Origin of the sequence: Pseudorhodoplanes sp., from assembly GCF_035565795.1 — a bacterium.
In the GTDB taxonomy this organism is placed as follows: Bacteria; Pseudomonadota; Alphaproteobacteria; order Rhizobiales; family Xanthobacteraceae; genus Pseudorhodoplanes.
Genome location: NZ_DATMRV010000043.1, coordinates 1 through 18,751, shown reverse-complemented (window position 1 = coordinate 18,751; position 18,751 = coordinate 1). Strand labels below are relative to the sequence as shown.

The 18,751-nt window shown below is 64.3% G+C and carries 23 protein-coding genes; 18 read left to right on the top strand and 5 right to left on the bottom strand.

All coding sequences use genetic code 11. The annotated features are described in order from the left end of the window. The first annotated feature begins 72 nt into the window (after positions 1-72). From VNZ93_RS04975 to ychF, 4 genes are all read left to right on the top strand, one after another. A complete protein-coding gene (locus VNZ93_RS04975) occupies positions 73-381 on the top strand; it encodes an accessory factor UbiK family protein (RefSeq protein WP_325700921.1) in 309 nt (102 codons plus the stop codon). A 151-nt stretch (positions 382-532) separates the two neighbouring features. Further along, complete coding sequence (locus VNZ93_RS04970; RefSeq protein ID WP_325700919.1) at positions 533-1,228, top strand: 50S ribosomal protein L25/general stress protein Ctc; 696 nt, start codon at positions 533-535, stop codon at positions 1,226-1,228. 48 nt (positions 1,229-1,276) lie between these two features. Next, positions 1,277-1,897, top strand: a complete 621-nt coding sequence (pth, locus tag VNZ93_RS04965; protein WP_325700915.1) for an aminoacyl-tRNA hydrolase — start codon at positions 1,277-1,279, stop codon at positions 1,895-1,897. A gap of 5 nt (positions 1,898-1,902) precedes the next feature. Next, positions 1,903-3,000: a redox-regulated ATPase YchF gene (ychF, locus tag VNZ93_RS04960; RefSeq protein WP_325700912.1), complete on the top strand. Its 1,098-nt coding sequence runs from the start codon at positions 1,903-1,905 to the stop codon at positions 2,998-3,000. Here ychF and VNZ93_RS04955 read toward each other — a convergent pair. After that, the gene (locus tag VNZ93_RS04955) at positions 2,997-3,332 is read right to left on the bottom strand and encodes a DUF4282 domain-containing protein (protein ID WP_325700909.1); all 336 of its coding nucleotides are present in this window, start codon (positions 3,330-3,332) and stop codon (positions 2,997-2,999) included. The two genes, ychF and VNZ93_RS04955, sit on opposite strands and share 4 nt — an antisense overlap. Positions 3,333-3,479: 147 nt before the next feature. Here VNZ93_RS04955 and VNZ93_RS04950 point away from each other — a divergent pair, with 147 nt between their 5' ends. Genes VNZ93_RS04950 through VNZ93_RS04940 form a run of 3 tightly spaced genes read left to right on the top strand, consistent with a single transcriptional unit; the run spans position 3,480 to position 5,640 of the window. After that, entirely contained in the window at positions 3,480-3,941 is a 462-nt protein-coding gene (locus VNZ93_RS04950; RefSeq protein WP_325700906.1) for a MaoC family dehydratase, read from the top strand. Then, positions 3,938-4,426, top strand: coding sequence for a MaoC family dehydratase (locus tag VNZ93_RS04945; protein WP_325700903.1), 489 nt, complete (start codon positions 3,938-3,940; stop codon positions 4,424-4,426). The genes VNZ93_RS04950 and VNZ93_RS04945 overlap by 4 nt, the downstream gene beginning before the upstream one ends. After that, entirely contained in the window at positions 4,423-5,640 is a 1,218-nt protein-coding gene (locus VNZ93_RS04940) for an MFS transporter (RefSeq protein ID WP_325700900.1), read from the top strand. The genes VNZ93_RS04945 and VNZ93_RS04940 overlap by 4 nt, the downstream gene beginning before the upstream one ends. On the opposite strand, the gene VNZ93_RS04935 is transcribed toward VNZ93_RS04940, so the two are convergent. Next, a complete protein-coding gene (locus VNZ93_RS04935) occupies positions 5,613-6,356 on the bottom strand; it encodes a 16S rRNA (uracil(1498)-N(3))-methyltransferase (protein WP_325700897.1) in 744 nt (247 codons plus the stop codon). The genes VNZ93_RS04940 and VNZ93_RS04935 overlap by 28 nt on opposite strands. Positions 6,357-6,507: 151 nt before the next feature. Between VNZ93_RS04935 and VNZ93_RS04930 the strand changes: the two genes are divergently transcribed. Further along, positions 6,508-7,197, top strand: coding sequence for a hypothetical protein (locus VNZ93_RS04930; protein ID WP_325700894.1), 690 nt, complete (start codon positions 6,508-6,510; stop codon positions 7,195-7,197). Next, positions 7,194-8,120 (top strand): 4-hydroxybenzoate octaprenyltransferase, encoded by a 927-nt coding sequence (ubiA, locus tag VNZ93_RS04925; protein WP_325700891.1) that lies wholly within the window; start codon positions 7,194-7,196, stop codon positions 8,118-8,120. The genes VNZ93_RS04930 and ubiA overlap by 4 nt, the downstream gene beginning before the upstream one ends. 26 nt (positions 8,121-8,146) lie before the next feature. On the opposite strand, the gene VNZ93_RS04920 is transcribed toward ubiA, so the two are convergent. Beyond that, on the bottom strand, positions 8,147-8,713 hold the full coding sequence (locus VNZ93_RS04920) for a DUF6101 family protein (protein WP_325700888.1): 567 nt from the start codon (positions 8,711-8,713) through the stop codon (positions 8,147-8,149). Positions 8,714-8,934: 221 nt separating this feature from the next. Here VNZ93_RS04920 and VNZ93_RS04915 point away from each other — a divergent pair, with 221 nt between their 5' ends. From VNZ93_RS04915 to lpxK, 6 genes are read left to right on the top strand one after another with little or no spacing between them, the layout of a single operon-like run. Continuing rightward, complete coding sequence (locus tag VNZ93_RS04915; protein ID WP_325700885.1) at positions 8,935-10,287, top strand: TldD/PmbA family protein; 1,353 nt, start codon at positions 8,935-8,937, stop codon at positions 10,285-10,287. Beyond that, a complete protein-coding gene (locus tag VNZ93_RS04910) occupies positions 10,274-11,080 on the top strand; it encodes a 3'(2'),5'-bisphosphate nucleotidase CysQ (RefSeq protein ID WP_325700882.1) in 807 nt (268 codons plus the stop codon). Before VNZ93_RS04915 ends, VNZ93_RS04910 begins: the two co-directional genes overlap by 14 nt. An 18-nt stretch (positions 11,081-11,098) precedes the next feature. Next, complete coding sequence (locus VNZ93_RS04905) at positions 11,099-11,350, top strand: DUF4170 domain-containing protein (protein ID WP_325700879.1); 252 nt, start codon at positions 11,099-11,101, stop codon at positions 11,348-11,350. Between the two features lie 17 nt (positions 11,351-11,367). After that, a complete protein-coding gene (locus VNZ93_RS04900; RefSeq protein WP_325700876.1) occupies positions 11,368-12,081 on the top strand; it encodes a lysophospholipid acyltransferase family protein in 714 nt (237 codons plus the stop codon). A gap of 10 nt (positions 12,082-12,091) precedes the next feature. Continuing rightward, positions 12,092-13,378: a 3-deoxy-D-manno-octulosonic acid transferase gene (locus tag VNZ93_RS04895; RefSeq protein ID WP_325700873.1), complete on the top strand. Its 1,287-nt coding sequence runs from the start codon at positions 12,092-12,094 to the stop codon at positions 13,376-13,378. After that, complete coding sequence (gene lpxK / locus VNZ93_RS04890; protein ID WP_325700870.1) at positions 13,371-14,378, top strand: tetraacyldisaccharide 4'-kinase; 1,008 nt, start codon at positions 13,371-13,373, stop codon at positions 14,376-14,378. The genes VNZ93_RS04895 and lpxK overlap by 8 nt, the downstream gene beginning before the upstream one ends. Here lpxK and VNZ93_RS04885 read toward each other — a convergent pair. Beyond that, entirely contained in the window at positions 14,375-14,587 is a 213-nt protein-coding gene (locus VNZ93_RS04885; protein ID WP_325701027.1) for a DUF2093 domain-containing protein, read from the bottom strand. The genes lpxK and VNZ93_RS04885 overlap by 4 nt on opposite strands. Positions 14,588-14,746: 159 nt before the next feature. Here VNZ93_RS04885 and VNZ93_RS04880 point away from each other — a divergent pair, with 159 nt between their 5' ends. Beyond that, entirely contained in the window at positions 14,747-15,571 is an 825-nt protein-coding gene (locus VNZ93_RS04880; RefSeq protein ID WP_325700867.1) for a dienelactone hydrolase family protein, read from the top strand. 19 nt (positions 15,572-15,590) lie between these two features. On the opposite strand, the gene xseA is transcribed toward VNZ93_RS04880, so the two are convergent. Next, on the bottom strand, positions 15,591-17,003 hold the full coding sequence (gene xseA, locus VNZ93_RS04875) for an exodeoxyribonuclease VII large subunit (protein WP_325700864.1): 1,413 nt from the start codon (positions 17,001-17,003) through the stop codon (positions 15,591-15,593). Between the two features lie 73 nt (positions 17,004-17,076). Between xseA and purD the strand changes: the two genes are divergently transcribed. Together purD and VNZ93_RS04865 are read left to right on the top strand one after the other, a co-directional pair. Then, entirely contained in the window at positions 17,077-18,351 is a 1,275-nt protein-coding gene (gene purD / locus VNZ93_RS04870) for a phosphoribosylamine--glycine ligase (protein WP_325700861.1), read from the top strand. Between the two features lie 41 nt (positions 18,352-18,392). Then, on the top strand, positions 18,393-18,751 hold a 359-nt coding region (locus VNZ93_RS04865; RefSeq protein WP_325700858.1), incomplete at its 3' end, for an alpha/beta fold hydrolase.

The window sequence follows — 18,751 nt, the reverse complement described above, 5'->3', positions numbered from 1 at the left end:
ACGGCCTGCGTGCTTGCAGGGCCGGGGCCGCTACGCCATATCACATCAAGGCGGGTTCGGAAGGAGCGCAGCATGACCCAGACTTCGGGCCGGTTCTTTGACGAGATCGCGCGGCTGATGAACGACGCCGCCGGCGTGGCTCAGGGCGTACGGCGAGAGTTCGACACGCTGTTCAAGACCCAGGCGGAGCGCTGGCTGCGCGACCTGGACCTCGTGAAGCGTGAGGAATTCGAGGCGGTCAAGGACATGGCCCGGCTGGCGCGCGAGGAAAACGAGGCCCTGAAGGCCCGGATCGCCGCACTGGAAGCCAAGGCCGGGATGACGCCCGCCGCCGCCAAGGACGCCCAGCCGGACGTCAGCGATATGCGCCTCGACGGCTGATTTTCGGCCCTTTCCGGCCGTTAACCCCTGATTTCTTGCTATTCCGGCCCCCGGCCGGTATAAGCCCGCGCGACTGCGGCCCCCGCACCCCTGGAGGCTTGCCGCAGTCGTTTTCCGACAATCTGACATCAAACCTGACAGGACCAAGCGCATGACCGCCGTTAAGGAAATCAAGGCGACGTTGCGCCCGAAGGCCGGCAAGGGGGCCGCCCGGGCAATTCGTCGCGAGGGCCGTACCCCGGCCGTTATCTACGGAGCCAACGAAGCCCCCGTCGCGATCACCGTCGATCACGCCGACATTCGCAACAAGATCTATGCTGGTCACTTCCTGACCACGCTGTACGACATCGAGCTCGACGGAAAGAAGCACCGCGTGATCCCGCGCGACTATCAGCTCGATCCGGTCAAGGATTTCCCGATTCACGTCGACTTCATGCGCCTCGCAGCGGGCGTGCTGATCCGCGTGAACGTGCCGGTCCATGTCATCAACGTGGAACAATCGCCGGGCGTGAAGCGCGGCGGTGCGGTCAACATCGTCACCCACTCGATCCCGCTGCGTTGTCCGCCGGACCGCATCCCGCAGTCGATCGAGGTCGACGTGGCCGGCCTTGAGATCAACAACTCGAAGCACCTGAGCGACGTGAAGCTGCCCGAGGGCGTAAAGCCCGTCAGCCGTGAAGACATGACGCTGGTCACCATCGTGCCGCCGTCCGGCTACGCTGAAGAGCAGCGGCAGGCCGCCGATGCAGCCACGGCTGCCGCAGCGGCACCCGCTGCTGCAGCGCCGGCTGCCGGTGCTGCTGGCGCCGCTGCTGGCGGCGACAAGAAGCCCGCCGAGAAGAAGTAACGTCGGCATCAAACAGGCGGCGGGGCGCCCCGCCCCGCCAACACCGCGATGTTCCTCCTGGTCGGGCTCGGCAACCCCGGCGCCCGCTACGCGGGCAACCGGCACAATATCGGTTTCATGGTGGTCGACGCGATTGCGAGGCGCCATGGCTTCCAGCCATGGCGTCGTCGCTTTCAGGGAGTCGCAACCGAAGGCTCGCTCGGCGGAAAGAAGACGCTGCTGCTGCTGCCGGGCACCTTCATGAATGAATCCGGCAGAGCCGTCGCGGAAGCGGCGAAATTCTACAAGATCGAACCGCGCGACATCACCGTCGTGCATGACGAGATCGAGCTCCCGCCGGGCAAGGTGCGCATCAAGGTCGGCGGCGGCATCGCAGGCCACAACGGACTGCGCTCGGTCTCCGGGCAAATCGGCAACGAATACAAGCGCGTGCGGATCGGGGTCGGGCATCCCGGCGACAAGAATTTGGTGCACGCGCACGTCCTGTCCGATTTCGCCAAGAGCGAGCGGGAGTGGGTGGAGACGCTGATCGAGGCGCTGGCCGAACACGCCCCGCTGCTTGCGCGCGGCGAGGACGCCAGCCTGCAGAACAAGATTCATCTGGCGCTTGCCGCCAAGGGATTTGACACAAACGGCGCCGACCGGCGCTCCGAAAAATCGGAAGACTGACCATCATGGGTTTCAAATGCGGCATCGTCGGTTTGCCTAATGTCGGCAAATCGACCCTCTTCAATGCGCTGACCGAAACCGCCGCGGCGCAGGCGGCGAACTATCCCTTCTGCACGATCGAGCCGAATGTCGGCGAAGTGGCGGTGCCCGATCCGCGTCTCAGCAAGCTCGCGGCCATCGCAGGCTCGCAGCAGATCATTCCGACCCGCCTCACCTTCGTCGATATCGCCGGCCTCGTGCGCGGCGCCTCCAAGGGCGAAGGCCTCGGCAACCAGTTTCTCGCCAATATCCGCGAGGTGGACGCGATCGCGCATGTGGTCCGTTGCTTCGAGGATTCCGACGTCACCCATGTCGAAGGCAAGATCGATCCGATCGCCGATATCGAGACCATCGAAACCGAGCTGATGCTGGCCGATCTCGAAAGCCTCGAGAAGCGAGTGGACGCGCTGGAAAAGAAAGCGCGCGGCAACGACAAGGATGCCAAGGAAACGCTGGACCTCGTGCAGCGGACCCTCGAGCCTCTGCGCGAAGGCAAGCCGGCGCGCATCGTCGAGCGCAAGCCGGAAGAGGAAAAAGCCTTCGGCATGCTCGGCCTGATAACCGCCAAGCCGGTGGTCTATGTCTGCAATGTCGAAGAGGCGGCCGCGGCGACTGGCAACGAATTCTCAAAGCGCGTCGAAGCGCGCGCGAAAGAAGAAGGCGCGGTGTCGGTTGTGATCTCGGCCAAGATCGAATCCGAAATCGCGGTTCTCCCGCCGGAAGAGCGCGCGGAGTATATAGAAGCCGTCGGCCTGACGGAGCCGGGTCTCGACCGCTTGATCCGTGCGGGTTACGAATTGCTGGATCTTGTCACCTACTTCACCGTCGGCCCGAAGGAAGCGCGCGCCTGGACCATCACGCGCGGCACCAAGGCGCCGCAGGCGGCCGGGGTGATCCATACAGATTTCGAGCGCGGTTTCATTCGCGCCGAGACCATCGCCTTTGACGATTATATCGCGCTGTCCGGCGAAGCCGGCGCGCGCGACGCCGGCAAGCTGCGGCTGGAAGGCAAGGATTACGTTGTCGCCGACGGCGACGTGATGCATTTCCGGTTCGCGACCTAGGTCCGTCGCTGTCGCGGCTGGCCGGGGGCTGCAAAGGCCCCCACCTCCACGCCCTGCTCGCGTATCGCACCGAGATGCTCGTTGATGCGGAATATCACCATCACGAGTTCGCACGCGATGCGCACGAAGACGATGCCTGCAAGGATGAAGATCATCGCTGCGATCAGCAGCAGGAGGCCCGCAAGGAAATTGACCGCCATCATGCCGAGCGCGGTCAGGATCAGCGAAAGGCCGGTCATCACCACCATCGCAAGACAAAGCCAATAAAATACCCGGATCACGGACGGCGTGATGTACCGGTCCCACTGAAGCAATTCGGCAAAATCAATCATGACGACACGCTCTCAGCGTTGAAACCCGGCGGGGCGCGGAGGCTGCACCCGGCCAGGCGTCGCGGTCAACTGACAGGTACGTTCAAATTGACGGCGGTGGCGTGGGCGGGTACCCAATCTGTCCTGCTCAAACGGTGTGCACGTCCCTTGGCCAAGCTTTACTTCGAAGACTTCCAACCTGGGCATACGGCCGAATACGGTCCGCGCGTCGTGACGCGCGAGGAAATCATCGCCTTTGCGGCCCAGTATGACCCGCAGCCGATGCATCTCGACGAGGCCGCCGGACAGAAATCCCTGCTGGGCGGCCTGGGCGCGTCGGGCTGGCATAGCTGCGGGATCATGATGCGCATGATCTGCGACGGCTTCATATTGAACTCGTCTTCGATGGGCGCGGGCGGCGTCGAAGAGGTGAACTGGCTGCGTCCGGTCCGGCCCGGCGATAGTCTGACCCTGCGCACCACAATTCTGGACAAGCGCACCTCGAAGAGCCGGCCCGACATGGGAATTGTCCGTATCCGCTACGAGATGATGAACGCACACGGCGAATGCGTGATGACCATGGTCACGCCTGCGATGTTCGGGCGCCGGCACCCGGGGGCGCCGTCATGATGCGTTTCTACGAGGATATTCGCGTCGGTGACCGCGTCGAGCTAGGCTCGCATCTTTTCATCGCCGAGGACATCAAGACATTCGCCCGGCAATTCGACCCGCAGCCGTTTCATGTCGACGAGACCGGCGGCGAGCGTTCGCATTTCGGTGCGCTGATCGCGTCCGGATGGCAAACCGCCTCGATCTGGATGCGCAAGCTCGTGGATTATCGCCGGCGTGAGGCCGAGGCATTGCGAAGCCGCGGCGAGCGGGTGCCGCAGGTCGGGCCCTCGCCCGGCTTCCGCGACCTTCGCTGGTACAGGCCGGTCTTCGTCGGCGACACGGTATCCTATGCGGTCGAGGTGATCGCGACGCGCGTCTCGCAATCGAGGCCGGACCGCGGCATCATCACGATGCTCGGCTCGGGCCAGAACCAGCATGGTGTGCGGGTGATCTCGTTCGAGAGCATGACCTTCGTCGAACGGCGCGATCCGTCAACTTCATGACCGCAGTGGCCGATAGCGGCGCCACACGCCGCGACGAGAAGCGGACGATGTCGGTCGCTTCCGGCGCACATGCATTGCACGACGGCTATACCGACCTGATCTACGTCATGCTGCCGGTCTGGCAGGCGGAGTTCGGCCTGACCTATGCCGCGGTCGGCGCTCTGCGCGGCCTGTTCGCTGGAACCATGGCAAGCCTGCAAATTCCGGCAGGCCATCTGTCCGAGCGGTATGGCGCAGCAATGATCCTCGCCGGCGGAACTGCGCTCACCGGACTTGGCTATTGCCTCGCGGGATTGAGCGGCGGCTTCGTGGCCCTGCTCGTTGCGCTGCTGATCGGCGGGCTCGGCGCCAGCACGCAACATCCGATCGCATCCGCCCTCGTGGCCCGGGCGTTTTCGGGACCGCGCTCACTCAAGGCGCTGGGCGGATACAACTTCGCTGGCGACATCGGCAAGATGACGGTGCCGGCGCTTGCCGCGTTGATGATGACCGTCATGCCGTGGCGGCCCACCGTCATCGCGCTTGGCGCGGTGGGCTTCATCGCGGCGATCCTGATCCTCATTGTGACGCCGCGCTACGGTCCTGTCGCGATCGCTGCCAAGACCACCGGCGATGACAGCGCGACGGCCGTTGCGCCGAAGGCCCCGCGCTACGCGTTCCCGACATTGCTGTCGATCGGCGTGATCGACTCCGCGACGCGCATGGGCTTCCTGACCTTTCTGCCGTTCATTCTGACGGCCAAGGGCGCAAGCCTTCCTTCGATCGGACTCGCGTTGACGCTCGTATTTGCGGGGGGCGCAGCCGGCAAACTCATCTGCGCCTTCCTCGGCGCGCGCATCGGCATCATCAATACGGTGTTCGTGACGGAAGTACTGACGCTCGCGCTGATCCTCGCGCTGCTTCCATCGTCTCTGGAAGTCGCCTTCGTGATCCTGCCGGTCCTCGGCGTCATGCTGAACGGCACGTCGTCGGTGCTCTACGGCTCGGTGCCGGAACTCGTCGCACCGGAGCGGCGGGCGCGCGCCTTCGGCCAGTTCTATACCGGAACCATTGGAGCCGGCGCGATTGCACCGATCATCTACGGATTTATCGGCGATCGGATCGGTCTCACGGGCGGCATGATCATTGTCGGCACGATGGTGCTCGTGACTTTGCCGCTCGCCTTCGCGCTGCGGCCGGCCTTCGCTCAGCCCCAATCTCCCACCACCGCCTGAACCAGCGTCAGCGCCGCGACGGCTGCGGTGTCGGCACGCAGGATGCGCGGACCGAGTGCAAGCCGCACCACATTGGGATGCCGAAGCAGCAGGTCGCGTTCTTCCACGGCGAATCCGCCCTCGGGTCCGATCAGCACGGCAAGTGGCGTGCCGCGCTTCAGATGCGAGAGCGACGCGACCGGATCGCGCGTTTCCGCATCCTCATCGCAGAAGATCACCACGCGATCGGCAGCAAGACCGGCGAGCGCCTTTGCAAGCGGGATCGCGTCGTCGACTTCGGCAATCGTCAAGATCCCGCACTGTTCCGCCGCTTCGATTGCATTGGCGCGCATCCGCTCGACATTCACCCGCGCCGCCTGAGTGTGGCGGGTGGTCACAGGCTGCAGACGCGAAACTCCGAGTTCGACGGCCTTCTGCACCATGTAATCGAGCCGCGCGTGCTTCAGCGGCGCGAACAGATAGTGCAGATCGCAAGCGGGATGCTGCTGGCGGAGCTGGTCGCCGACAGACAGGACGACCGACTTGCGGCCTTCGCGCTGCAGTTCCGCGTGCCACTCACCGTCCCGGCCGTTGAAGACCAGTACCGGATCGCCCGGCTCGAGACGCATCACGTTGGTCAGATAGTTCGCCTGACCCTTGTCGAGCGGCACGCTCGCATCGGTGTGCAAGTCGGGCGCGACAAACAAGCGCGGGGTCCGGAAATCGTAGCGGGACATGGTTCAGATCAACGTGAGCACGGAAAGCTGCAACTTTCTCATAACCGGGAAGCTCTCTATTATGGACTGAATCGTGTTTTGCCGCCGTGTCGCCTATTTTGCGGGCTTGATCACGAGGCCGCCCGGGAGGCCGAGGGGCCGGGAGAACGAAATGAGGCTGCTTGCAAGCCTGTCCGCCGCTTTGACGCTCGCTGCTGTCACGAATCCCGTGCTGGCTGCGCCGGACGATGCGCGCGTGCGACTGGCCCAGGCCGGGCCGCCGACGTCGGGCTGGTCCACGCCCGGCGCGCCGCAGGCGCAGCCCGGACCGCCGACCTCAGGTTGGGGGGCGCCCGCACAGGGTGCCCCAGCAGCGCCCTCGTCCGGCTGGACTGCACCCACCGCCCCGTCCGGCGGTCCCGCAGCCTCGTTTGGTCCCTCCGGGCCCGGCGGCCGCCCGCAACGCAATTGCATGGCCGAGATCGAGCCGCTGCTTGCGGACGCCCAGGAAAAGGGCAAGGCGATCCAGAAGGCCGCGGCAACCAAACAGCAGCCGGTTGTCTGTCAGGCATTTCGCAACCTCGCGACCGCCGAAAGCAAGGTGATCAAGTATTTCGAAGATCACGGCGCGGAGTGCGGGGTCCCTCCGGACGCCATGAAAGCCCGCAAAGGGAACATGGCGAAGATCGTCGAGATCCGGACCAAGGTCTGCGACACGGCTGCCGCGCCGGCCAAGCGCGCGCCTAGCCTCAGCGATGCGCTCGGGACGTCGAGAATCCCGTCGGTCTCGACCGATACGCCTGCCGCCAAGAGTCGCGGCAGCACCTTCGATACGCTGACCGGCAATCCGCTGACGCGATGAGCGGCACCACCGGTCGCGTAGCCGATTCGACCGGAAACTGGGTCGACACGTCAGCACCGGCGTGGCTGAAGCCTTATCTCCGGCTGGCAAGGCTCGATCGTCCGATCGGCTCGTGGCTGCTGCTTCTACCGTGCTGGTGGTCGGCTGGCCTTGCCGCGATCGCCGCCGGCCGGCCCTATCCGGACCCGTGGCATTGTCTGCTGTTCTTCATCGGTGCATTCGCGATGCGCGGCGCCGGCTGTACCTGGAATGACATCGTCGATCGCGACCTCGATGCGAAGGTCGAACGCACGCGTTCGCGGCCGATCCCCGCAGGACAGGTGACCGCGCGTCAGGCCTTCGGCTTTCTTGTCCTGCAGGCGCTGATCGGACTTCTGGTCCTGCTGCAGTTCAACGCTTTCACCATTCTGGTTGGAATTCTGTCACTCGCGACCGTGGCGATCTATCCGTTCCTGAAGCGCGTCACGCACTGGCCGCAGATCGGATTGGGGCTGGCGTTTTCCTGGGGCGCGCTGATGGGTTGGCCCGCCGTCTTCGGCCGGCTCGATGCCGCAGCGTTCGTCCTCTACGCGGGTTCGATCGCTTGGGTGATCGCGTATGACACGATCTACGCGCATCAGGATCGTGAGGACGACGCGCTGATCGGTATCAAGTCGACGGCAATCCTGTTCGCGGAACGCACCAAGCCGATACTGGCGCTGTTCTTTTCAGCGGCCGTCGTGCTGATCGCAATCGCCGGCTGGCTCGCCGCCGGCGGTTTGATCTTTGCGGTGGGTCTCGCTGCCTTCGCGCTGCATCTCGCGTGGCAGGTTTGGCGGCTCGACATCGGCGACCCGGCTCTGTGCCTGCGGCTCTTCAAATCGAACCGCGACGCAGGCCTGATCCTGTTTGCCGGAATGATTCTGGACGCCGCTTTTCGTTAGCGGAATGCGACGTCGCGGATCACGGCTCAGTTGCGCGCGATGATTTCGCGTTCGCCGCGATGCACTGCTGACAGGCCGATGTGCCGGCCCGGCTTGCGCCGCATCAGGATCGAGGGACGGCGCTTCCTGATCGCCGAGCGCCGACGCCTGCGGCCGATGTCTTTCGCGCCCTGCAGCGTACGGCGGCCGGCGCAAACCTGGCGAACATCGCCGGTCGCATCCCGCAGCCAGAGCGACAGCCCGAGAACGCGGCCCCAGGCGCGCCATGTCAGCGCGGCCTCGTCGGCCGGCGCATTGTCAAGCAACGGAATCGACAAGGCCGGATCGGCATGGTCGAGAATGATGGAAGCGGTGGGACTGCCGTCCTCGGCCGGTACCAGCGTGATGCCGACAAAGGCATCGACCGCCAGCCGGATTTTCATCCGCATCCCGCGAACTGCACGACGCAGTACGACGCGATCGCGGTCGAGTTCGATCTGCCGCATCTGCCCATCCGCCCCGACATCACGTGCCGGAAATCGAACTGGCAAAGCGAAGGGGTCGAGCCGCAAAGTGCGGCCCGACCCGGCAGGCAAGGCCCCGCCGGCTTCCATTTGACGCCTCAATTGCTCCCCCGGACTTTTTCGTCCGTTATGTCGATGACCTTGCCACAATCCCGTCGGAAAGCGCTTAAAAAGCTCGGTTAATCAAGGGTTTCGGCCATGTCCTCGATTCTCATGATTGACGAGTCCTTGCCTCCGGCCAGGCAATTGACGGCTCTGCGCTAACCTTGTCCTTGTCACCGACCCGCGCGCCCCCTAAATCGAGCGCACTCATGGAAGCCCTTCTCGATCAATCCGCCCTCAGCAAACTCGCTGAAAATCTGGTCCTCGCCGCGCGCAAAGCCGGTGCGGACGCCGCCGATGCTATTGCCGTGCGCTCGGTCTCTGTCGGCGTCGACATTCGCGACGGCGCCGTCGAGGAATCCGAGCGCTCCGAGGGCGACGATGTCGGCCTGCGCGTCTTCGTCGGTCAAAAGCAGGCGGTGGTATCGACCAATGACATCGTTCGCACCGATCCGGCAGCGCTTGCGGAGCGCGCGGTTGCGATGGCGCGGGTGGCGCCTGACGACAAGTTTGCAGGACTTGCCGATCCCGATCGCCTCGCGCGCGAGCGGCCCGACCTCGATCTCGTCGACCCGAATATGCCCGAAGTGAGCGAGCTTGAGCGCCGTGCCCGTATTGCCGAAGAGGCAGCGCTCGCCGTGAAGGGCGTAACGAAGTCCGGCGGAGCGTCAGCCGGTGCAGGGATCAGCGGCATGGTGCTGGTCACAAGCGGAGGGTTCCACGGCTCGTATCTCGCGTCGCGCCAGAGCATTTCCATGATGGCCATTGCCGGTGAAGGCACCGGCATGGAGCGCGACTACGACCATTCCTCCGCTCTGCATGGCAGCGATCTTCAGGCACCCGAGACGATCGGCCGCAATGCCGGCGAGCGCGCGGTTCGCCGGATGAACCCGCGCAAGGTGAAGACGCAAAGCGTTCCGGTCATTTTCGATGCGCGCCTCTCAAACACGCTGATCAGCCACCTCGCGAGTGCATCCAACGGCGTGTCGATCGCGCGCAAGGCGAGTTTCGTGAAGGACAGGCTCGGTGAGCGACTGTTCGCACCCGGCATCCGGATCGTCGACGATCCGCTGCGCAAACGCGGATTGCGCTCGCATCCGTTCGACGGCGAAGGGGTGACCGTACAGAAGATGCACTTCGTCGAAGACGGCGTGCTGAAGTCGTGGTTCCTCGACAGCACTACGGCGCGCGAGCTTGGATTGCAGACCACAGGCCATGCGGCCCGCGGCGTCTCGGCGCCGCCCTCTCCTGCGCCGAGCAATCTGTATCTCGAACCCGGCGAACTTTCGCCCGAGCAGCTGATCGCCGAGACCGGCACCGGCTTCTACATCACCGATCTGATCGGCATGGGCACGAACCTCGTGACCGGGGATTACAGCCGCGGCGCTGCCGGTTACTGGATCGAGAATGGCGAACTGACTTATCCGGTCAGCGAGGTGACGGTGGCCGGCCATCTGCTCGACATGTTCCGTTCGCTGACACCGGCCAACGATCTCGCGTTCAAGTTCGTTACAAATGCTCCGACCTTGCGTGTGGAGGGTCTGACGGTTGCAGGTCAATGATCGGCAGCGTCGAAACGCGGCTTTAGCCGACGAACTCGGTCTCGCGGTGCGCGAGGCCGGGCAGATCGCGATGAAATATTTCCGCGGCGCGATCAAAAGCTGGACCAAAGGTCACGATTCACCCGTATCCGAAGCCGACATCGCGGTGGACGAGTTTCTGCGCGCGCGGCTGTCGCGCGAAGGGTTCGGATGGCTGTCCGAGGAAAGCCAGGACGACCGCGCCAGGCTGTCGGAGGAGCGGCTGTTCATTGTCGATCCGATCGACGGCACGCGTTCGTTTCTCGCGGGCCGTCCGGACTGGACGGTCGTGGCGGCAGTGGTCGAGAAGAGCCGACCGATTGCAGCTGCGGTATATGCCCCTGTCGACGATGACCTTTATCTCGCCGCAGCGGGGAAGGGCGCCAGCCGAAACGGCAAACCGATCACGACAACAGAAGGCGCCTTGCTGGCCGGTGCACGCGTCGCGGGTCCGAAAAAGGTGCTGGAGAGGCTAGCCGCGATCGACCCTGCAACAATTCAGGAACCCAAAATCCACTCGCTGGCCCTGCGACTGACGCGCGTCGCGGAAGGCCGAATCGACGCTGCTTTCGCGTCCGTCAATGCCTACGATTGGGACCTTGCGGCCGCAGACCTTTTGGTGCACGAAGCGGGCGGCGCGATGACGAATTTGGCGGGAGAAGCGCTGGTCTACAACTTGCATGACCCTGTTCACGGCGCGATTCTCGCGGCCGGACGCGACAGGCATGCAGCGATGCTGGACCTTGTGCGCAGTCGCCGCAGGGAATTCGCCTGACTTATCAGGATGACCGATATGTCCGATCAGGCTTTACAGAAGCAGCTTCTTCATCTTGTGCTCGGCGGCGAGCTCGAGCGCCTCGACGACGTCACGTTCAAGGATCTCAGCAAGGTCGACATCGTCGGCGTCTATCCGAATTATGCGACGGCCTATGCCGCCTGGCGCGCCAAGGCGCAGCAGACCGTGGACAATGCGCAGATGCGGTATTTCATCGTGCATCTGCATCGGCTGCTCGACCCTGAGATGCCGAACCAGGCCAAGCGCTGAATCTCGACGGAACCGCTATGCTGTCGTCACGGCGCCTTGCGCGCGCGCCCTGGGTTCAGAAGACGGTCGGCATTCTGGCCGCGGAATATCTTCGCTTCGTTCATCTGACCAGCCGGACCGTGTCGGTCCCCGGCGACATTTATGAGCGCGCGGGTCCGGATATTCCTGTCATCATCGCGATGTGGCACGGCCAGCATTTCATGGCGCCTTTTATCAAGAAGGAAGGGTACAAGGCCAAAACACTGATTTCGCGGCATCGCGACGGTGAAATGAATGCTGTGGCAGCCGAGTGGTTGGGTGTTGAGACTATTCGCGGCTCGGGCGATCATGGCACCGGGTTTCATCGCAAGGGCGGCGTAAGCGCCTATTTCCAGATGCTCGACGCTTTGTCCGAAGGGTACAATGTGGCCTTGACCGCTGACGTCCCTAAAGTGTCACGCGTCGCGGGCGCCGGCATCATCCGTCTTGCACGCGATTCCGGACGTCCGATCTATCCGGTCGCGCTGGCGTCGAGCCGCCGCAAGGTTTTCGACAACTGGGATCGCACCACTCTCAATCTTCCTTTCAGTCTGATTGCCGGCGTCGTTGGCGATCCCGTTCGGGTCGGCGCGGATGCGACCGATGCAGATCTCGAGGCAGCACGGCTGTCTCTCGAAGCCGCATTGAACGATGCGACCGAGCGGGCTTACGCTATCGTCGACGGGAAAGCCGAAAGTGCTGCGCGTGGCTGAACGTCTGCCAATGACATTGCGCGCATACCGCCGCGCGATGTCGGTGGCCACGCCGCTTGCCGACCTTTGGCTGAAGCGCCGGTTGCGGCGGGGCAAGGAAATCGAGGAGCGCCTGGGCGAGCGACACGGCGAGTCGACGCTGGAGAGGCCCGATGGTCCGCTGGTCTGGTTGCATGGTGCGAGCGTCGGCGAACTCATCGCGGTGTTCCCGCTCATCGAGCGGCTGCGCGCGCAGGACGTGCGGGTGCTGGTGACGTCGGGAACGGTGACTTCGGCGCAGGTCGTCAAGGACCGCCTGCCCGATGACGTGCTGCATCAGTTCATCCCGCTCGATACGCCACGCTTCGTGACGCGCTTTCTGCATCACTGGCGGCCGGACCTCGGGTTGTTCATCGAGCAGGATTTGTGGCCGAACCTGATCGTCTCCGCCGCGCGCCGCCGCATCCCGCTGGTTCTGATCAACGGCCGCATGTCGGAGCAATCGTTCAAGAGCTGGCGTTCGCTAAAACGCACGGCCAAGGCGCTGCTGAAGAATTTCGATCTCTGCCTCGCGCAATCCGCGCTCGACGCCGAACGCTTTTCCCAGCTCGGCATGCGGGCGGTGCACGTGACGGGCAATCTCAAGCTCGATGTTCCAGCGCCGCCCGCCAATGCGGACAAGCTAGCGGAGATGCAACGCGCCGTCACCGACCGTCAGATTCTGGTCGCAGCATCCACGCATCCGGGCGAAGAAGACGCGATCATCGAAGCGCATCGACGCGCGCGCAAAACGCGCCCGCGCCTGCTGACGATCATCGCGCCGCGCCACCCGGAACGTGGCGCCGAGATACTGCAGCGTGCAGTGGCGGCAGGCTCGCGCGGGATGCTGCGTTCGCGCGGTGTCCTGCCGGACGTGCGGACCGATATCTATGTCGCCGACACCATGGGTGAACTTGGCCTTTTCTATCGCCTGGCGCAGGTCGTGTTTGTCGGCGGTTCGATCGTGGAGCATGGCGGACAAAATCCGATCGAGGCAGCAAAGCTCGGCAAGCCGATCTTGCACGGTCCGAATGTCTGGAACTTCCAGGACATCTATGCCGCACTCGACGCGGCCCGCGGCGCGGAGGAGGTCGAGAATATCGGCCATCTCGCGATGCGCATCGGCGATTTCATGAAAGACCCGGCGAGCCGCAAGGCGGCCGGCGACGCCGCGTTCCGCACCGTCGAACGTCTCGGCGGTGCACTCGACCGGACCTTTGCAGATCTCGAGCCTTATCTTCTGCAATTGCGGCTCGTGTATCAGGCGTCCAATGCGTGAGCCGGATTTCTGGTGGCAGAAACCGGGCATCGCCGCAGGACTCCTGTCTCCAGTCGCGCTGATCTACGGGTTCATTGCCGGCTCGCGGATGCGCCGCGCGGGATTCAAGGCGAACATTCCGGTGATCTGCGTCGGCAATTTCACGCTGGGTGGCAGCGGCAAGACTCCGACTGCAATCGCGATCGCCCAGCGGCTGATCGCAAAGGGTGAGAGACCATTTTTTCTGACACGTGGTTACGGCGGTACGCTCGCGGGCCCGGTCCGCGTCGATCCGGCAAGGCACCGCGCAACCGATGTGGGCGATGAGCCCCTGCTCCTCGCGCGCGCTCAACCGACCATCGTGTCGCGCGTTCGTGCGGCCGGCGCCAGGTGCGCGCAGGATGCCGGTGCGACCATCATCGTCATGGATGACGGATTGCAGAATCCGTCGCTCGCCAAGGATCTTTCGATCGCGGTCGTGGACGCACGGCGTGGTCTTGGAAATGCTCGTGTATTTCCGGCGGGGCCGCTGCGCGCGCCGTTCTCGATACAGGTGGCGCAGGTCCACGCCATTCTGGCCGTCGGCAGCGGCGATGGTACAAATCAGGTGGCGGAGCTGGCGCGCCGCAACAGGCTGCCGCTCGTACGCGCACAGCTTCGACCCGCACCAGATACCGCAATCGATATGGCTGGACGCAAAGCCTTCGCGTTCGCAGGCATCGGCGACCCGGAGAAATTTTTCATCACGCTGTCATCGGTCGGCATCGAGCCGACGGTCACACAACCCTTCGCCGACCACCACGCCTACAGCGAGGATGATGCCACGCGTATCCTCGCACGCTGCGAAGCAGACTCGCTCATTCCCGTGACGACGGAAAAAGATATGGCGCGTTTACAGGGGCAGACTGGAGCGCGCGGGCAGCTTGCCGAGGCGGCCAGGGTCCTGCCGGTCACGCTACAGCCGGACGATCCCGCAACGCTCGACAGCTTGCTGGACCAGGTCCTGAAAGCGCAGCGCTAGCGCGCCTGAAGGCGCTGCAGGACAGCCTGCGGCGAAGCGTAGGCTTCCTGGAGGTCAACGCTCCAGTATTTGAGCTCTTCGAGCGGGATCGGCACGTTGGTGACAGCGCAGCGGACGAAGGCGCCTGGCCGGACAATGCGGAAATCGCCATCCAGAAACTTCACCTCGGCCTCGCCGGCCATGGGAGGGGGGCGATCGAAGCGGTTCAGCACGTAAAATTCCTCCTGGAGACCCAGCCCGGGCGGGAATGCAGTGGTACTCGTAGCGTTTGAACATAATGGCAAGGCGACGAAGGTCAAAGGGACAGCGTGCCGCTTTCCGGCCATGATATCGGTAGCCGTTGGGTTCCCGCGCAACTAAGACCTGCCATGCGAAAAAACATTCTTCTCGCAGCCCTGTTGTGCTTTGGCGGCGTGGCGCAGGCAGCAACCTCGGAACCGGTCGAAATCCCGACCGACGACAAGCCGCTGCAGGCCGTGATCTTTCGCCCCGCCGGGGCCGGACCATTTCCCGCGATCGTGGCTCTGCATGGCTGCGACGGTTTGCGCCTGAACAACGGACAGATTCGCAAGCCGGTGGAGGACTGGGGTCAGTTGCTGTCTGCCGCGGGATTCATCGTGCTTTTTCCGGACAGCTATGGGTCACGCGGGCTCGGCAACCAATGCAGCGTCAAGGCACCAGCCATCCGTCCGGACCGGGAACGTGTCGCGGATACGCGCGCGGCACGGGACTGGTTGCAGCAGCAGGATTTCATCCGCAAGGATCGCATCAGCCTGCTGGGCTGGGCCAGCGGAGGCATCGCGGCGTTATGGGCAATCAGGCCCAGCCTTGAGCCGAGCGACGATCGGCCGGACTTCCGCTCGGCGGCGGTTTTTTATCCGGGTTGCCGACGGCTAGGCGACACCGCGTGGAGTACGCGTGTACCGACCTTGATCCTGATCGGAGCCCTCGACAACTGGACGCCGGCGAAACATTGCGAGGACATGGTCAAGAATGCACGCGGCCGCTCAGCGCAGGCGGTGATCGTCAAGTACAAGGGCGCGCACCACGCCTTCGATCATGACAATGCGCCACTCCGGCAACGCTCCCGGATGGCCTTTGCGCCGGATCCTGGCGGCCGCGTGACCGTCGGCACCAACGCCGACGCACGCGCAGATGCCCTCAAGCGCATTCCGCAATGGCTCGCGCGCTAAAGCTCTTTCTGACCAGGCGCTAGCCGAACAGGCTGCCCTGCCCCGACGGACCGCCGCGCGTCTTGCTCTTCGTGCGCGCCTCCTTGTCGGCCGTTGCGCTGACGCGGCCATCCGCGAACTCGATGTCGAGCGACATCCCGGGCGTGACCTCGGACGATGCGCGCAGCGGAAAGCCTTTTCCGTCACGAACGAGCGCAAAACCGCGGCTCAGGACCGCGCGATAGGAGAATGCATTCAGAAGCTTCTCCGCCGACTCCAGTCGGATGTGGCGTCGTTCGAAATAGACCTTGCGCGACAGCGCCGCGCGCTGAGTGAGCGTTGCAATCCATTCGCGGCAACGTACCAGCCGCGTGCCCAGCAACTGCGGCGACAGGCGCCCGGCGATGCGATCGAATTGCCTGTGATGCACCTGCGCGTTCGCCCGGAGGGCGCGGGGCAGCCTGTCAGCCGCAGCATCGAGCCGCTGACGGGGGACCGCGAGCAGATTGTCGAGCGAAGGGAGCGCGCGAGCAGCTGCGCGCAATTCGGTACGGCGTGCTTCCTGTCCTCGCAGCCAGCAAGCCTGCGCCCGCCGCGCCTGCGTTGCGATCCGCATCAGCAATTCGGAACGCACCGGGACGGCCATCTCGGCCGCCGCCGTCGGCGTCGGCGCGCGCCTGTCGGAGGCGAAGTCGATCAACGTGATGTCGGTCTCGTGGCCGACAGCGGAAATCAGAGGGATCATGCTTGCGGCGGCAGCGCGCACCACGATCTCCTCGTTGAAGCACCAGAGGTCCTCAAGCGAGCCACCGCCGCGCGCGACAATGAGGATGTCGGGACGCGGAATGTCGCCATCCTCGGGAAGCGCGTTGAAGCCCTCGATCGCCGCCGCGATCTCCTCAGCCGCCCCGTCGCCTTGAACGCGCACCGGCCAGACCAGAACCTGACGCGGAAAGCGGTCGGACACCCGATGCAGGATGTCGCGGATCACGGCCCCGGTCGGCGACGTCACCACGCCCACGACGCGCGGCAGGAACGGCAGCAATTGCTTGCGCGCTTCGTCGAACAGGCCTTCCGCCGCAAGCTTCCTCTTGCGCTCCTCGAGGAGCATCATGAGCGCGCCGGCGCCCGCGGGCTCCAGCGACTCGATCACGATCTGGTAGTTCGAACGACCGGGATAGGTGGTGATCTTGCCGGTAACGACGACCTCGAGGCCCTCCTCCGGCTTGAATCGCAAGCGGTTCAGCACGCCTTTCCAGACGACCGCGTCAAGTCGCGCGCCCTCGTCCTTGATCGCAAAATAGGCGTGGCCCGAGGAGTGCGGGCCGCGATAGCCGGAAATTTCGCCGCGCACCCGCACATAGCTGAAATTGTCCTCGACCGTGCGCTTGAGCGCCTGCGAGACCTCGGAGACGGTCAATTCCACAACATTGAGGCGGGCGGCTTCGGTCATGTCCGGCGATTCGCTTGCGGGGGTGTCGCTACATGCTACACAACCGGCCTCGAAATAAGGCTTTTCGCAGCGAATGAACATCCTTCTGCTCGGTTCCGGCGGGCGCGAACACGCGCTGGCCTGGAAAATGGCGGCGAGCCCGCTGGTCGACCGACTCTATTGCGCGCCCGGAAATGCCGGGATTGCGCAGGAAGCTGAGTGCGTCGCGCTCGATCCGACCGACCATGCGGCGGTGATCGCCTTCTGCAAGGAAAACAAGATCGACCTCGTGATGGTTGGGCCGGAGGCGCCGCTCTGCGCCGGCATCGTGGACGATCTCGAAGCCGCCGGCATCAAGGCGTTCGGACCGACAAGGAAGGCGGCACAGCTCGAAGGCTCGAAGGGCTTCACCAAGGACATCTGCCGCGCGAACAATATCCCGACAGCGGCCTATGAGCGCTTCACCGCGCCGGAGCCTGCGAAGGATTATATCCGCAAGCATGGTGCGCCGATCGTGGTGAAGGCCGATGGCCTCGCCGCAGGCAAAGGAGTTGTCGTCGCCGAGACAATTGCGCAGGCGGAAGCCGCAATCGACATGATGTTCGACGGCGGCCTTGGTGCTGCAGGCGCCGAGGTCGTGATCGAGGAATTCTTGCAGGGCGAGGAGGCGTCCTTCTTCGCGCTGTGCGACGGCACGACCGCGATCGCGCTTGCTTCCGCTCAGGACCACAAGCGTGCCCTCGACAACGATCAGGGCCCGAACACCGGCGGCATGGGCGCTTACTCGCCCGCGCCGGTGATGACCGATGCGATGACCAGGCGAACGATGAGCGAAATCATCGAGCCGACGCTGCGCGCGATGGCCGCGATGGGGGCACCCTACAAAGGCGTGTTGTTCGCCGGCCTGATGATCACGAAGGATGGCCCGAAACTCATCGAATACAACGTGCGTTTCGGCGATCCGGAAACGCAGGTCCTGATGCTCCGCCTGATGTCGGACATCGTGCCCGCGCTGATGGCTGCACGCGACGGCGTGCTGAAGTCATTCGATCTGCGCTGGTACGACGACGCCGCGCTGACCGTGGTGATGGCGGCGAAGGGCTATCCGGGCGATTATCGGAAGGGCTCCGTCATCGAGGGTCTCGAGGATGCCGCTAAGGTCGAGGGCGCCCAGATTTTCCACGCCGGTACGAAGTCGGACGGCGCGCACATCCTCGCCAATGGCGGACGCGTGCTGAATGTCTGCGCCATCGGCCGCTCGGTCGCCGAGGCCCAGCGGCAGGCCTATGCCGCGGTGGACAGGATCAACTGGCCCGACGGCTTTTGCCGGCGAGACATCGGCAAGCGTGCCGTCGAGCGAGGCGCCTGAGACTGGCATCCGGGACCTGTTCAAAGTAAAACGGCGTCCGCATGACCGAACTCGCAGACCTTTACCCAGGTTTTGAATCGCACTGGATCGACACGTCCGTCGGGCGCATATTCGCGCGGTCGGGTGGAGACGGTCCGCCGCTTCTGCTGCTGCATGGCTACGCGCAAAGCAACGTGATGTGGCACAAGGTGGCGCCCGCTCTCGCCGCCAAATTCAAGCTGATCCTGCCCGATCTGCCCGGCTATGGCTGGTCGGTCGCGCCTCGATCGGGGAAGGGGCATACGCCCTATGACAAGCGGTCCATGGCGAAAGTCATGGTCGAGCTGATGGAAAAGATCGGCCATGCACGCTTCTATCTTGCGGGCCATGACCGCGGCGGCCGCGTTTCCTACCGGCTCGC

Coding starts and splice junctions, on each gene's coding strand:
- VNZ93_RS04975 (WP_325700921.1), top strand. CDS start 73: ATGACCCAGACTTCGGGCCGGTTCTTTGACGAGATCGCGCGGCTGATG.
- VNZ93_RS04970 (WP_325700919.1), top strand. CDS start 533: ATGACCGCCGTTAAGGAAATCAAGGCGACGTTGCGCCCGAAGGCCGGC.
- pth (WP_325700915.1), top strand. CDS start 1,277: ATGTTCCTCCTGGTCGGGCTCGGCAACCCCGGCGCCCGCTACGCGGGC.
- ychF (WP_325700912.1), top strand. CDS start 1,903: ATGGGTTTCAAATGCGGCATCGTCGGTTTGCCTAATGTCGGCAAATCG.
- VNZ93_RS04955 (WP_325700909.1), bottom strand. CDS start 3,332: ATGATTGATTTTGCCGAATTGCTTCAGTGGGACCGGTACATCACGCCG.
- VNZ93_RS04945 (WP_325700903.1), top strand. CDS start 3,938: ATGATGCGTTTCTACGAGGATATTCGCGTCGGTGACCGCGTCGAGCTA.
- VNZ93_RS04940 (WP_325700900.1), top strand. CDS start 4,423: ATGACCGCAGTGGCCGATAGCGGCGCCACACGCCGCGACGAGAAGCGG.
- VNZ93_RS04935 (WP_325700897.1), bottom strand. CDS start 6,356: ATGTCCCGCTACGATTTCCGGACCCCGCGCTTGTTTGTCGCGCCCGAC.
- VNZ93_RS04930 (WP_325700894.1), top strand. CDS start 6,508: ATGAGGCTGCTTGCAAGCCTGTCCGCCGCTTTGACGCTCGCTGCTGTC.
- ubiA (WP_325700891.1), top strand. CDS start 7,194: ATGAGCGGCACCACCGGTCGCGTAGCCGATTCGACCGGAAACTGGGTC.
- VNZ93_RS04920 (WP_325700888.1), bottom strand. CDS start 8,713: ATGGAAGCCGGCGGGGCCTTGCCTGCCGGGTCGGGCCGCACTTTGCGG.
- VNZ93_RS04915 (WP_325700885.1), top strand. CDS start 8,935: ATGGAAGCCCTTCTCGATCAATCCGCCCTCAGCAAACTCGCTGAAAAT.
- VNZ93_RS04905 (WP_325700879.1), top strand. CDS start 11,099: ATGTCCGATCAGGCTTTACAGAAGCAGCTTCTTCATCTTGTGCTCGGC.
- VNZ93_RS04900 (WP_325700876.1), top strand. CDS start 11,368: ATGCTGTCGTCACGGCGCCTTGCGCGCGCGCCCTGGGTTCAGAAGACG.
- VNZ93_RS04895 (WP_325700873.1), top strand. CDS start 12,092: ATGACATTGCGCGCATACCGCCGCGCGATGTCGGTGGCCACGCCGCTT.
- lpxK (WP_325700870.1), top strand. CDS start 13,371: ATGCGTGAGCCGGATTTCTGGTGGCAGAAACCGGGCATCGCCGCAGGA.
- VNZ93_RS04880 (WP_325700867.1), top strand. CDS start 14,747: ATGCGAAAAAACATTCTTCTCGCAGCCCTGTTGTGCTTTGGCGGCGTG.
- xseA (WP_325700864.1), bottom strand. CDS start 17,003: ATGACCGAAGCCGCCCGCCTCAATGTTGTGGAATTGACCGTCTCCGAG.
- purD (WP_325700861.1), top strand. CDS start 17,077: ATGAACATCCTTCTGCTCGGTTCCGGCGGGCGCGAACACGCGCTGGCC.